Annotated in this window: 12 protein-coding genes; 11 read left to right on the top strand and 1 reads right to left on the bottom strand. The window is 70.9% G+C overall.

The annotated features are described in order from the left end of the window. Positions 1-8: 8 nt before the first annotated feature. Genes IE066_RS07365 through IE066_RS07335 form a run of 7 tightly spaced genes read left to right on the top strand, consistent with a single transcriptional unit; the run spans position 9 to position 5,900 of the window. Positions 9-1,352, top strand: a complete 1,344-nt coding sequence (locus IE066_RS07365) for an aminodeoxychorismate synthase component I (protein WP_189448262.1) — start codon at positions 9-11, stop codon at positions 1,350-1,352. Continuing rightward, entirely contained in the window at positions 1,352-2,167 is an 816-nt protein-coding gene (pabC, locus tag IE066_RS07360; RefSeq protein WP_189448260.1) for an aminodeoxychorismate lyase, read from the top strand. Before IE066_RS07365 ends, pabC begins: the two co-directional genes overlap by 1 nt. Beyond that, positions 2,164-3,213: an endolytic transglycosylase MltG gene (mltG, locus tag IE066_RS07355; protein ID WP_268244863.1), complete on the top strand. Its 1,050-nt coding sequence runs from the start codon at positions 2,164-2,166 to the stop codon at positions 3,211-3,213. Before pabC ends, mltG begins: the two co-directional genes overlap by 4 nt. Continuing rightward, positions 3,210-3,857 carry a dTMP kinase gene (gene tmk, locus IE066_RS07350; RefSeq protein WP_189448258.1) on the top strand — a complete coding sequence of 216 codons (648 nt, stop codon included), beginning with the start codon at positions 3,210-3,212 and terminating at the stop codon, positions 3,855-3,857. The genes mltG and tmk overlap by 4 nt, the downstream gene beginning before the upstream one ends. Then, complete coding sequence (locus IE066_RS07345) at positions 3,854-4,816, top strand: DNA polymerase III subunit delta' (RefSeq protein WP_189448256.1); 963 nt, start codon at positions 3,854-3,856, stop codon at positions 4,814-4,816. Before tmk ends, IE066_RS07345 begins: the two co-directional genes overlap by 4 nt. Next, a complete protein-coding gene (locus tag IE066_RS07340; protein WP_189448254.1) occupies positions 4,813-5,172 on the top strand; it encodes a PilZ domain-containing protein in 360 nt (119 codons plus the stop codon). The genes IE066_RS07345 and IE066_RS07340 overlap by 4 nt, the downstream gene beginning before the upstream one ends. After that, on the top strand, positions 5,172-5,900 hold the full coding sequence (locus IE066_RS07335; RefSeq protein ID WP_189448252.1) for a hypothetical protein: 729 nt from the start codon (positions 5,172-5,174) through the stop codon (positions 5,898-5,900). The genes IE066_RS07340 and IE066_RS07335 overlap by 1 nt, the downstream gene beginning before the upstream one ends. A 60-nt stretch (positions 5,901-5,960) precedes the next feature. Here IE066_RS07335 and IE066_RS07330 read toward each other — a convergent pair whose 3' ends face one another. After that, positions 5,961-8,021 (bottom strand): 3-hydroxyacyl-CoA dehydrogenase NAD-binding domain-containing protein, encoded by a 2,061-nt coding sequence (locus IE066_RS07330; protein WP_189448250.1) that lies wholly within the window; start codon positions 8,019-8,021, stop codon positions 5,961-5,963. Positions 8,022-8,196: 175 nt separating this feature from the next. Here IE066_RS07330 and rpoE point away from each other — a divergent pair, with 175 nt between their 5' ends. The 4 genes from rpoE (at position 8,197) to lepA (ending at position 13,132) form a co-directional block, all read left to right on the top strand. After that, on the top strand, positions 8,197-8,850 hold the full coding sequence (rpoE, locus tag IE066_RS07325; RefSeq protein WP_189448248.1) for an RNA polymerase sigma factor RpoE: 654 nt from the start codon (positions 8,197-8,199) through the stop codon (positions 8,848-8,850). Next, the gene (locus IE066_RS07320) at positions 8,847-9,686 is read left to right on the top strand and encodes a sigma-E factor negative regulatory protein (protein WP_189448246.1); all 840 of its coding nucleotides are present in this window, start codon (positions 8,847-8,849) and stop codon (positions 9,684-9,686) included. The genes rpoE and IE066_RS07320 overlap by 4 nt, the downstream gene beginning before the upstream one ends. Before the next feature lie 50 nt (positions 9,687-9,736). After that, the gene (locus IE066_RS07315) at positions 9,737-11,245 is read left to right on the top strand and encodes a DegQ family serine endoprotease (protein ID WP_189448244.1); all 1,509 of its coding nucleotides are present in this window, start codon (positions 9,737-9,739) and stop codon (positions 11,243-11,245) included. A 96-nt stretch (positions 11,246-11,341) separates the two neighbouring features. Further along, on the top strand, positions 11,342-13,132 hold the full coding sequence (gene lepA / locus IE066_RS07310) for a translation elongation factor 4 (RefSeq protein WP_189448243.1): 1,791 nt from the start codon (positions 11,342-11,344) through the stop codon (positions 13,130-13,132). The last annotated feature ends 7 nt before the right edge of the window (positions 13,133-13,139 follow it).

The raw sequence follows: 13,139 nt of genomic DNA, 5'->3' as shown, positions 1-13,139 counted from the left end.
GGTGCCCTATGCCGTCGACGCCTCCCGTCCTGCGCGCGCTAAGCGGCGCCGGCGACCTGCTCGACCTGCACCGCCTCGCGCCACACCGCTATCGCGTGCTGCTGGAATCCAGCGCGTCGGGCACGCGCATCGGCCGCCGCGACCTGCTGCTCGCCACCGGCGAGGAGGCGCGCGTGCTCGGCCGCGACGGACGCGTGCGCGACGCGCAGGGGCGCGAAGTCGGTGTCGACTTCTTCGGTTCGCTGGACGACATCGCGGGCGATGCGGGCAACGCCACCCCGGTCGGCGGCTGGGCGGTGCTGATCGCGTACGAGGCCGCTGCGCAGGTCGAGCCGATCCTGCGCCTGCCCGAGGCGCCGGGCGCGCTGCCCGTGGCGATCGCGCTGCGCATCGAGGCGGCCATCGAGCGCGATCGCGGGACCGGCGAGTGCCGCCTGCATGCGCTCGACGATGCCGTTGCCGATGCGGTCGAACACGACCTCCGGGCCGCCGCGGCGCTCGCGCCGTTGCCGGAGTGGACCGCGCCCGTCGCCGTCGATGAGGATGCGCCCGCGCGCTTCACCGACGGCGTGTGCCGCGTGCTCGACTACCTTGCCGCAGGCGACGTGTTCCAGGCCAACATCTCGCGGGGATGGACGGCGCGCTTCGCGGCGGACGTCGAGCCCGCCGCGCTGTTCGATCGCCTACGCCGCAACAATCCCGCGCCGTTCGCCGGCCTGTTCGCCTACGACGGTGTGGCGGTGGTCAGCGCATCGCCCGAACGCCTCGTCGCCGTGCAGGGCGATCTCGTCGAAACGCGCCCCATCGCCGGCACGCGCCCGCGCCTGCCGGGCGACGACGAGATGCAGCGCATCCGCGAGCTGGTCGGCCATCCGAAGGAACGCGCCGAGCACGTGATGCTGATCGACCTGGAGCGAAACGATCTCGGCCGCGTCTGCAGGCCCGGCACCGTCGAGGTCGACGAGCTGATGACCGTCGAGAGCTATGCGCACGTGCACCACATCGTGAGCAACGTGCGCGGCCGGCTGCGCGCGGGCGCGACGCCCGGCGAGGTGATCCGGGCGGTGTTTCCCGGCGGCACGATCACCGGCTGCCCGAAGGTACGCTGCATGCAGGTCATCGCCGAGCTGGAAGGCGTGGGCCGCGGTGCGTATACCGGTGCGATGGGCTGGCTCGCGCCGAATGGCGACATGGACCTCAACATCCTGATCCGCAGCGCCGAGGTCGAGCGCCGCGAGGTGCGCTTCCGCACCGGCGCCGGCATCGTCATCGACTCCGATCCGCAGCGCGAACTGGACGAGACCCGCGCGAAGGCGCGCGGCATGCTGCGCGCGCTGGGCGTGGCCGGCTGATGGACGTACGACTGTTCGACGGCGGTCGCCGCGTCGACGGGATATCGCCGTTGGATCGCGGCCTCGCTTACGGCGACGGCCTGTTCGAGACGATGCGCGCGCACCACGGCGACGTGCCCTGGTGGGATCGCCACTGGTCGCGCCTGCGCCAGGGCGCGACGGTGTTGGGGCTCGCGCTGCCCGACGAGGCGCGCGCGCGCGCGGAACTCGCCGGGCTGCTGGACGGGCGCGACGGCGTCACCAAGCTGCTGGTCACGCGCGGCGCCGGCGAGCGTGGCTACGCGCCGGGGCCGCATGAACCGTTCTGGATGTTGTCCGTGTCGCCCACGCCGCCTGCACGGTCTCCGATCACGCTGCGCTGGTGCGCCACGCGCCTCGCGCTGCAGCCCGCGCTGGCGGGCCTGAAGCACTGCAACCGCCTCGAGCAGGTGCTCGCCCGCGCCGAATGGACGCCGGGCGAGACAGCCGACGAAGGCCTGATGCTCGACGCCGAGGGCGCCGTGGTGTCGGCGGTCGCCGGCAACCTGTTCGTGCTGCGCGGCGACGCCTGGCTGACGCCGTCGCTCGACCGCTGCGGCGTGCGCGGCGTGATGCGCGGCTGGGCGCTGACCGCACTCGACGCGACGGAGGCCCGGCTGGCGACGGCCGACGTCGAAACCGCGGATGCACTGTTCGTCTGCAATGCCGTGCGCGGTATCCTCGAAGTCGCGCGGCTCGGCGATCGCACCTGGACGCCGCATCCGCAGGTCGCCGGGTTGCGCGCGCGCCTCGCCGCCGACCATCCCGCCTTCGCTTCACTTACGGAGATGCCGTGAGCCGTCCGCGCAAGCGCCGAACTGGTTGTTTCTCGCTGCTGTTGCTGCTCGCGCTCGCCGCCGGGCTGGCCGCCGCCTGGTACATGTACGCGGGCTTCGCCGATGCCCCCATGCAGGGCGTCAAGCCCGGGACCAGCGTCGTCGTGCGCCAGGGCGACTCGCTGCCCGTCGTGCTGCGCAAGCTCGAGGAGGCCGGCATCGGCGGCAGCACGCTGGAATGGACCGCGCTCGCCAGGCAGCTCGGCGCCGCCGGGCGTATCCAGGTCGGCGAGTACCGCATCGAGCCCGGCACCACGCCGCGCAAGCTGCTGATGGACATGCGCGACGGCCGCGTGGTGCAGCACAAGATCACGATCGTCGAAGGCTGGACGTTCCGCGACGTCCGCGCCGCGCTGGCGAAGGCCGAGCCGCTGGTGCACGACGCCGCCCAGCTCGATGACGCGTCGCTGATGGCGAAGCTCGGCAAGCCCGGCCAGCATCCGGAAGGCCGCTTCCTGCCCGAGACCTACGTCTACACCCGCGGCGACGGCGAGCTCCACGTGCTCAAACGCGCGCATTCGGCGATGGAGAAGGCGCTCGACGCCGCGTGGCGCTCGCGCCGGCCCGATTCGATCCTGAAGTCGCCCGACGAGATGCTCACGCTGGCGTCGATCGTCGAAAAGGAAACCGGTATCGCCGAGGAGCGCCCCGCGATCGCGGGCCTCTTCGAGCGCCGCCTCAAGCTCGGCATGCTGCTGCAGACCGACCCGACGGTCATCTACGGGATGGGCAGCGCCTACGCCGGCAACATCCGCAAGGTCGACCTGCAAACCGACACGCCCTACAACACCTACACCCGCGCGGGCCTGCCGCCCACGCCGATCGCGATGCCGGGCGTCGCCGCGCTGCAGGCGGTGGCGAACCCGGCGCCGGGCGAGGCGCTGTACTTCGTCGCGATGGGCGACGGCAGCGGTCGCCATCTCTTCGCGAACACACTCGCCGAGCACCAGCAGAACGTGCGCAAGTACCTCGCGAACTACCGCGCCGCGCAGGCGAAGGCGCGATGACGCAGTCGACGGGGCTGCGTCGCGAGCCCCGGCTCGTGACGATCGAAGGCGGCGAGGGCGCGGGCAAGTCCACCGTGCTCGCCGCGCTACGCGCCGAGCTCGAACGCGACGGCCGCGTGACCTGCACGCGCGAGCCCGGCGGCACGCCGCTGGCCGAGCGCGTTCGCGCGCTGCTGCTGGAGCGCGTCGACGATGCGCCCTGCGATCGCGCCGAGCTGCTGCTGATGTTCGCCGCACGCGCGCAGCTGGTCTGCACACTGATCGAGCCGGCACTGGCGCGCGGCGAGTGGGTCCTCAGCGACCGCTTCACCGACGCCAGCCACGCCTACCAGGGCGGCGGGCGCGGCGTGGATACGCGACTGATCGACGTGCTCGAGCGCGACTTCGTCGGCATCGAGCCGGGCCTCACGCTGCTGCTCGACGTACCGGTCGATGTCGGCCTCGCGCGCATGCGAGGCCGCGGCGAGGCCGACCGCATCGAGTCCGAGCGCGTCGAATTCTTCGAGCGCGTGCGCGCCGCCTACCTCGCGCGCGCCAAGGCGCAGACCGCGCGCTTCGTGGTCGTCGATGCGTCACGCAGCGCCGACGAAGTGAGCGCGCAGGCGGTCGACGCCCTGCGCCGATACAAGGCCTCGCTGGCATGAGCGCGATGGCGCCCTGGCAGCAGCGCATGTACGCGCAGGTGGTAGCCACGCTCGACGCCGGTCGCCTGGGCCATGCGCAGCTGTTCTGCGGCCCGGCGCAGCTGGGCAAGCGCGAGGTCGCGATGCGGCTGGCGCGGCGCGTGCTCTGCGAGACGCCCGCCGGCATCGACGCCTGCGGGAAGTGCCGCAGTTGCCGCCTGATCGAGGCGGGCACGCATCCCGACTATCGCTTCGTCAGCTTCATCCCGAACCGCGAAGGCACGAAGCTGCGAACGGAGATCGTCATCGACCAGATGCGCGAGCTCTCCACGCAGCTGTCGCTGACGCCGCAGTTCGGCCGCGCGCAGGTGGCGATCGTCGACCCTGCTGACGCGATCAACACCGCGGCGGCGAACGCGCTGCTGAAGACGCTGGAAGAGCCGGTGCCGAGCCGCTACCTGTGGCTCGTATCCGCGCATCCCGCGCGGCTGCCCGCGACGATCCGCAGCCGCTGCCAGCGCGTCGAGTTCCGCCTGCCGCCGGTCGACGAGGCGCGTGCCTGGCTCGCCGCGCAGGGCCATGCCGAGGCCGACGTCGACGAGGCGCTGCAGGCCGCGAAGGGCCATCCGGGCCTCGCGGACGACTGGCTGCGCAATGGCGGCCTCGACCTGCGCCGTCGCGTGACCGCCGACCTGCAGAAACTCGCCCGCGGTGAGCTGACCCCGCAGGAGGCCGCCCAGCAATGGATCGGCGACGACCAAGCCGACCTTCGCCTGCGCTTCGCCGCCGACATCGCGGTCGACCGCGCGCGCGGCTTGACCGACCCGCAGGGCGCGCGCAGTCTGGCGGCCTGGTTCGACAAGGCGAACCGCAGCCGCGACCTGCTGCGGACCACCGTCCGCGCGGACCTCGTACTGATGGAACTGTTGACGGCCTGGCGCGCGGCTTCGCGCGCGGGCCAGGAGATCCGCGACCGATGAGTGCAACCCCCGGCGGCGCGCGGCAGGGCATCCTGTCGCTGGTCCTCAAGGACAAGTCCCAGCTCTACCAGGCCTACATGCCGTTCCTGAAGGGCGGCGGCATCTTCGTGCCCACGCCCAAGCGCTACTCGCTGGGCGACGAGGTCTTCGTGCTGGTGACGCTGCCCGAATCCGGCGAGCGCCTGCCGGTCGCCGGCAAGGTGGTCTGGCTGACGCCGGTCGGTGCGCAGGGCGGGCATCCCGCCGGCATCGGCGTGCAATTCCCCGACACGCCGGAAGGCGACACGGTGAAGGGCAAGATCGAGACGCTGCTGGCCGGCCTGCTGACCGGCGACCGCGCCACGCACACGATGTGATGTCGTGCGTTAGCGTCGTCGTTTCGAGGCTCCGTGCCCGCCTGCTGATCGCCGTCGCAGCGCTGGCGATGGCCGCCTGCTCGCGCGAACAGGCACCACCCGCCGCGCCCGCGGCATCGCCCGATGCCTCCGCGCGCACGCCGCGCACGCCGCGTGGCGACTTCCGCACCGCCGAGGCACGACGCAGCGGCGCCGCGCTACCCGCGCACCTCGACGCGGTGGCGACCGCCGCCGACACCTTCGACAGCCTGCGTGCCCGCTACGGCGACGGCGCGGTCATGCGCGCGACGATCCCCGCGCCCGAAGGCGAGCAGTACGAAGGCTGGCTACTGTTTCCCGCCGATGCCGCGCGCCGCGTCGAGGTTTCGCTCGACGAGTCGAACACGCATCCCGCCGTGCTCGACGTCGAAACGCCGTCCGCCTGGCGGCGCTCGGACGGCGTGCGCATCGGCATGGACACGCGCGAGCTGCAGGCGCTCAACGGCCGCCCGTTCGCGTTCGCCGGTTTCGACTGGGACTACGGCGGCGTGGTGATGGACTGGAAGGGCGGCGCGCTCGACGCGACCGGCAACCGCAAGGGCCGCGTCGCCGGGCGGGTGCACCTGTGTGCGCCCGAGGGCGCACCGGAGAACTATCCGTCCGGCGATTCGGACTTCATGTCCGACCTGCCCGTGGTGCAGGCGCACCCGGCGTTGGTCTGCGGCTTCGGCGTCGCGCTGGGCGACTGACCCACGATCCGTTTTGCGCGGCAGGCCCGGCGTCGGTGAACGCCGGGCCTCGTCGCGTCATCAGGCGCGAAGCGCCGGATGGTCCCAGCCCGGGCGCGGCGCGAAGCGCGCACCGTGGCGCGCCTCGAGCTGGCGCAGGCGCTGCAGCAGCACGTCCACGCCGGTCTCGCGGATGTACTGGATCGGGCCGCCGCGGAACGGCGCGAAGCCGGTGCCGAAAATCACGCCCGCATCGAGCAGGTCGGCATCGGCGACGACGCCGTCGTGCAAGCAGGCCACGGCCTCGTTGAGCAGAGGCAGGATCAGTCGGTCCTCGAGGTCCGCCGGCGCCGTGTAGCCCTGCGGGATTTCCGGCTTGACCGCCTTACCGTTCTCCCACTTGTACAGCCCCTGGCCGTCCTTCTTGCCGCGACGCCCGGCTTCCGGCGGTGTCGCGAGCGCGGCCGGGATCGGCAGGCCGAGGAAGGGCGCGAGCTCCGCACCCACGCCCGCGGCGACATCGAGGCCAACGGTGTCGACCAGTTCGATCGGCCCCATCGGCATGCCGAAGTTCACCGCGGCTTTGTCAATGACCGGGCCCGGGATGCCCTCGGCATAGGCGCTCGCCGCTTCGAGCATGTACGGAAACAGCACGCGGTTGACGAGGAAACCCGGCGTGCCTGCGACGGGCACCGGGAACTTGTCGATCGCGCGGCAGAAACCGGCGAGGCGCTGCTCGGTTCGCGGGTCCATGCCGTCGTGGCGGATGATCTCCACCAGCGGCATCAGCGCGACCGGGTTGAAGTAGTGCAGGCCCGCGAACTGCGCGGGGCGCGCGAGGCCTTCGCGCAGCTCGTCGAGCGGGATCGACGAGGTGTTGGTGGTCAGCAGCGCATCGGCCTTCATGCGCGGCTCGACGTCGCCATAGAGCGCGCGCTTGGCGTCGGGACGCTCGACGATCGCCTCGATCAGCAGGTCGGCATCGGCCACGCCGTCGCCCGCCACGTCGCCGCGCAGGCGCGCGGCCACCGCCGGGCGCTTCGCTTCATCCTTGACGCGCTTGGCGAACAGTTCCTGCGCGCGCTGCAGCGCCGCGTCGACGAAGCGCTGCTCGCGATCGGCGAGCGTCACCTCGAAACCCTTGTAGGCGGACCATGCCGCGATGTCGCCGCCCATCACGCCGGCGCCGACGACGTGCACGCGCTGGATGCCGTGGTTCTTGTCGCCCTGCGACTTCAGGCGTTCCTGCAGGAAGAACACGCGGATGAGGTTGCGCGCGGTCGGCGTGGCCGAAAGCTTCACCACCGCGCGGCGCTCGTTGTCGAGCTGCGCCTTGGTGGTCGCTCCGCCGCGACGCCAGCTTTCGATCAGTGCATAGGGCGCGGGGTAGTGCGCCTTCTTCGCCTTGCGCGCGACCTGCTTGGCCAGCTGCGGCGCGAGCGCCTGGCGCGCGGCCCAGGTGTTGGTCGCCCAGGCGAGCGCGCGCTGCTTGAACGGGCGCTCCGCGCCTTTCAGCGCGAGACGCACGGCGGCCTCGATGAGCTGGTCGACCGGCACCACGCGATCCACCAGGCCCATCGCCTTCGCCGCCTTGCCGGTCACGCTGCGGCCGGTGAGCATCAGGTCGAACGCCGCGGGCGCGCCGATCAGGCGCGGCAGGCGCACGCTGCCGCCCCAGCCCGGGAAGATACCGAGCTTCACTTCCGGCAGGCCGATGCGCGTGGACGCGTCGTCGCTGGCTACGCGATAGCCGCAGGCGAGCGCGATCTCGGTGCCGCCGCCCATGCAGAAGCCGTGGATCGCAGCGACGGTGCGGAAGGGAAGTGTCGCGATGCGCTGGAACACGCGCTGGCCGCGGCCGATGGCGTCGCCCACCGTGCCGCGCTGGTCGAACACCTGGAACTCCTTGATGTCAGCGCCGGCGATGAAGCCGCTGGCCTTCGCCGAGCGGATCACCAGGCCCTTGGGCGGCTCGAGCTGCAGGCGCTCGACGATGCCGTCGAGTTCGATCAGCACGTCCTGCGAAAACGTGTTGACGGCGCTTTCCGCCTTGTCGAACGACAGCACGACGACGCCGTCGTCACGGATTTCGGCGCGCCAGTGAAGCATCGGCAGGCCGTCGAAGCGGGAAGAGGCGGGCATTTCCGACCATCCGATCACGTATGGAACATCCGGCTATCATCCGGAGGTTGTTTCCCGTGCGTCAAATCGCGCCTTCGTCGAGCTTCCTGCCGGGTGGCCGGAACGGTGAACTTTTCCGCGATCGCGCTGTCCCAATGCCTGGCGATGCCGGGCTGACACAGGAGTGCCGGCCGGCATGGCCGAAGAGGAAGGGTCTGCAATCGAATCCGGCCGGGCGCGCGATGCGCAACTGGACCGGGAGCTGGTCGAGCGCGTGCAGCGCGGCGACAGTGCGGCGTTCGATGTGCTGGTGCGCAGGTACCAGCACCGGACGGTCGGGCTGATCGGGCGCTACGTGCACGACTGGAGCGAATGCCAGGACGTGGCCCAGGAAGTGTTCATGCGCGCCTATCGCGCGCTGGGCAATTTCCGCGGCGACGCCCAGTTCTCCACGTGGCTGCACCGGATCGCCGTGAACACCGCCAAGAACCATCTCGTCGCGCAGAACAGAAGGCCGCCGACCGACGACATCGACGTCATGGACGCCGAACAGTTCGATACGTCGCTGCGTCTACGCGATACCGACACGCCGGAGCACGAGCTGCTGCGGCAGGAGATCGAGACGACCGTGATGGACGCGGTGAACCGGCTACCCGGCGAGCTGCGCGATGCGATCACGTTGCGCGAGGTCGAAGGCCTCAGTTACGACGAGATCGCCGAGCGCATGGGCTGCCCGATCGGCACGGTGCGTTCGCGGATATTCCGCGCACGCGAAGCCATCGATGCCCAGCTGCGGCCCCTCCTCGACACCCCGAACGATCCCAAAGGCAAACCGGAGCGGCAGCGATGAAGCCACTCGACTCCACCACCGATCGCGAAACCCTCAGCGCGCTGTTCGACGGCGAGCTGCAGGGCGAGGCGCGCCTGTTCGCGATGCGTCGCTTGTCGCACGACGCGGGCTGGCAGGAGGACTGCGGCCGCTGGCAGATGATCGGCGACGCGATGCGCCGGCAGGCGCCGATCGCGGCGCCGGCCGACCTGACCGAGCGCGTGCGCCGCAGCATCGAGGCGACGCCCGCCGAGCTCGCGCCCGCGCCCGTCGTGGCGACCGTGGCTCGGCCGTCCCGACGTCCCGTGCGGCTGTGGGTCGGCAGTGCGATGGCCGCGTCAGTCGCGCTCATGGCGGTGTTCACCACGCGTACGCCGCAGGACACGACGCCGGCGCCTGCATCGACGGTCGCCGTGACGCCGTCCGCTACGGCGCCCGTCATGAATGTCGCCGCGTCCACGCCGGCGACGGTCGTGCCGACGCCCGTACAGGCGCCCATCGCCGAGCGGGCCACGCCGACGCCGGCGGCGGTGCAGGTCGCGCGGGTCGAGCGCGCCGCCGTCGAGCGTCCCGCGACGCGGGTGCGCCGCGAGGCGCCGTCGATCGCTGCGCCCGCGGCGACGCAGGCGGTGGCCGCTGCCGCGTTCCTGCCGCCCGATGCCAACCCGTTCCACGTGCCGGAGGCCGATCCGCTCGCCGGTCGTCCATGGCCGCGTGCGGCGCTGCCGGGTACCGGCGGTGCGTTCACCGCCCGATACGGCGTGTCCGGCGACAGTCGCACGCCCGCTCCGTCGTTCTATCCGTTCGAGCCGCGCATGCCGAATGACGGCCGTGCGCAGGACGACGCGACGCCCTGATCCCCCGGGCCGGCACGCCGGCCCTCCCGCTTTCCGCTGAGGCCGATTCGATGAACCGACCGCTGAATACGCTCGCCCTTGTCACCGCCATCGCGCTCGCCCTGCCGGCTGCGTGCACCGCACAGCAACCGCAGGCCGCCACGCTGCCCGTGCCGTCCACCGCGCCGCCCGCGGTGCAGATGGTCTCGGGCCTGCCGGACTTCACCAACCTCGTACAGCAGGTCGGCCCGGCAGTGGTCAGCGTCAACGCCGAAATCCGCGGCGACGGCCGTCGCGCCGCCATGGCCGGCGAGGACGAGATCCCCGAGTTCTTCAAGCGCTTCTTCGGCGAGGACATGCCGTTCCCGGGCGGCCCGCGCCAGCCGCAGCGGCCGGACGAGCTGCAGGGCGTCTCGCTCGGCAGCGGCTTCCTGGTTTCCGATGACGGCTACGTGCTCACCAACCACCACGTCGTCGACGGCGCCAGCACGATCACCGTGCGCCTGTCCGACCGTCGCGAGTTCAAGGCCAAGCTGGTCGGCAGCGACCAGCAGTCCGACATCGCGGTGCTGAAGATCGAGGGCCGTGGCCTGCCGGCGCTGCGCATGGCGGCGGACCCGGTCAAGGCCGGGCAGTGGGTGGTCGCGATCGGCTCGCCGTTCGGACTCGACCATTCGGTCACCGCGGGCATCGTCAGCGCGGTCGGTCGCAGCAACCCGTACGCCAACCAGCAGTACGTGCCCTTCATCCAGACCGACGTCGCGATCAACCGCGGCAATTCCGGCGGCCCGCTGCTCAATACGCGCGGCGAGGTGGTGGGTATCAATTCGCAGATCTTCAGCAACTCCGGCGGCTACATGGGCGTGAGCTTCGCGATCCCGAGCGACCTGGCGGTCTCGGTGGTCAACCAGCTCAAGTCGACCGGCCGTGTGGCACGAGGCCAGCTCGGGGTGCAGGTGCAGGCACTCCAGCCGAGCATGGCGCAGTCGCTCCAGCTGCCGACCGCCACCGGCGCGCTGGTCAACGGGGTGATGGACGGCAGCGCGGCGGCCCGTGCCGGCCTGCGCGTGGGCGACGTCATCCGCGCGGTCAACGGCCGCCAAGTTAACGATTCCAGCGACCTGCCACCGCTGATCGGCGCGCTGCCGCCGAAGTCGCGGGCCGAGCTGACCATCGTGCGCGACGGCAAGACGCTGCAGGTGCCCGTGGTGCTCGACGAGCTGTCCGCCACGGCCGATGCGGGCGATCCGCAGCGGCCGGCGCCGTCGGCCGCGCCCGCGGCGCCGGCCAGCAACAGCAGCCTGGGCCTGTCGGTGCAGGACCTGACCGCCGCCGAGCGCCAGCGCCTGGGTCTAGGCAATGGCGAGGGCGTGCGCATCGCGAGCGTCGAAGGCACCTCGGCGCGTGACGCCGGACTGCGCCCGGGCGACGTGATCCTGCAGGTCGGCCGCAGCGCGGTCGGCAGCGCGGGCGATCTGTCGCGTGCAGTTTCGGCGGTACCGCGCGGCCAGGCGATCATGCTGCTGATCCGTCGTGGCAGCTCCACGCAGTTCGTCGCGGTGGAGCCCGCCGCAGGCTGACGTCGACCGGCGACCGCGGCCCGCCGCGGTCGCCCGGGGCGAGGGCAGGCGCTATGCGATAATCCCGGGTTATTTCGCCTCGGCCGTGCCCGCTTCATGCAGCAGATCCGCAACTTTTCCATCATCGCCCACGTCGACCACGGCAAGTCGACGCTGGCCGACCGCATCATCCAGCTCTGCGGCGGCCTCGAAGCGCGCGAGATGGAGGCGCAGGTGCTCGACTCGAATCCGATCGAGCGCGAGCGCGGCATCACCATCAAGGCGCAGTCAGTGTCGCTACCGTACACGGCGAAGGACGGGCAGACCTACTTCCTGAACTTCATCGACACGCCGGGCCACGTCGACTTCAGCTACGAGGTCTCGCGTTCGCTCGCCGCCTGCGAAGGCGCGCTGCTGGTCGTGGACGCCGCGCAGGGCGTGGAGGCGCAGTCCGTCGCCAACTGCTACACGGCGGTGGAGCAGGGCCTCGAGGTCGTGCCCGTGCTTAACAAGATCGACCTGCCCACCGCGGACATCGACCGCGCCAAGGGCGAGATCGAGGCAGTTATCGGCATCGACGCCTCCGACGCCGTCGCCATCAGCGCCAAGACCGGCCTCAATGTCGTCGACGTGCTCGAAGCCATCGTGCAGCGCATTCCGCCGCCGAAACCGCGCGATACCGACAGGCTGCAGGCGCTCATCATCGACTCGTGGTTCGACAACTACCTCGGCGTGGTGTCGCTAGTGCGCGTCATGCAGGGCGAGATCAAGAAGGGCGACAAGCTGCTCGTGATGTCGACCGGCCGTACGCACCAGGTCGACGACGTCGGCGTGTTCACTCCCAAGCGCAAGGTACTGCCGGCGCTGCGCGCGGGCGAGGTGGGCTGGGTCACCGCGTCGATCAAGGACGTTCACGGCGCGCCGGTGGGCGACACGCTGACGCACGCCGCGAACCCGGCGCCGGGCCCGCTGCCGGGCTTCCAGGAAATGCAACCGCGCGTGTTCGCGGGCCTGTTCCCGGTCGACGCCGAGGACTACCCGGACCTGCGCGAGGCGCTGGAGAAGCTGCGCCTCAACGATGCCGCGCTGCGCTTCGAGCCCGAGAGCTCCGAGGCGATGGGCTTCGGCTTCCGCTGCGGCTTCCTAGGCATGCTGCACATGGAGATCGTGCAGGAGCGCCTGGAGCGCGAGTACAACCTCAACCTCATCACCACCGCGCCGACGGTGATCTACGAGGTGCTCAAGACCGATGGCTCGATCGTGCCCATGGACAACCCGGCCAAGCTGCCGCCGGTGAACATGGTCGAGGAGATCCGCGAGCCGATCATCCGCGCCAACATCCTCACGCCGCCGGATTACGTCGGCAACGTGATCACGCTGTGCGAGGAGAAGCGCGGCGTGCAGATCGGCATCACCTACATGGGCCAACAGGTGCAGATCAGCTACGAGCTGCCGATGGCCGAGGTGGTGCTCGACTTCTTCGACAAGCTGAAGTCGGTGTCCCGCGGCTACGCCTCGCTGGACTACCACTTTTTGCGTTTCCAGGCCGGCCCGTTCGTGCGCGTGGACACGCTCATCAACGGCGACAAGGTCGATGCGCTGAGCATCATCACGCATCGCAGCCACGCAGACCGCCGCGGCCGCGACCTCACCGAGAAGATGAAGGACCTGATCCCGCGCCAGCAGTTCGACGTGGCGATCCAGGCCGCGATCGGCGCGCAGGTGATCGCCCGCACGACGGTAAAGGCGCTGCGCAAGAACGTCCTGGCCAAGTGCTACGGCGGCGACATCTCGCGAAAGAAGAAGCTTCTGGAGAAGCAGAAGGAAGGCAAGAAGCGCATGAAGCAGGTCGGGCGCGTGGAGATCCCGCAGGAGGCATTCCTCGCCGTGCTCAAGGTCGACCAGTAACGCAAGT

The organism is Cognatilysobacter xinjiangensis, from assembly GCF_014651995.1.
Lineage (GTDB): Bacteria > Pseudomonadota > Gammaproteobacteria > Xanthomonadales > Xanthomonadaceae > Cognatilysobacter > Cognatilysobacter xinjiangensis.
Note: the sequence above shows the minus strand (reverse complement) of the source record. Positions and strands in the feature narration are given on the sequence as shown.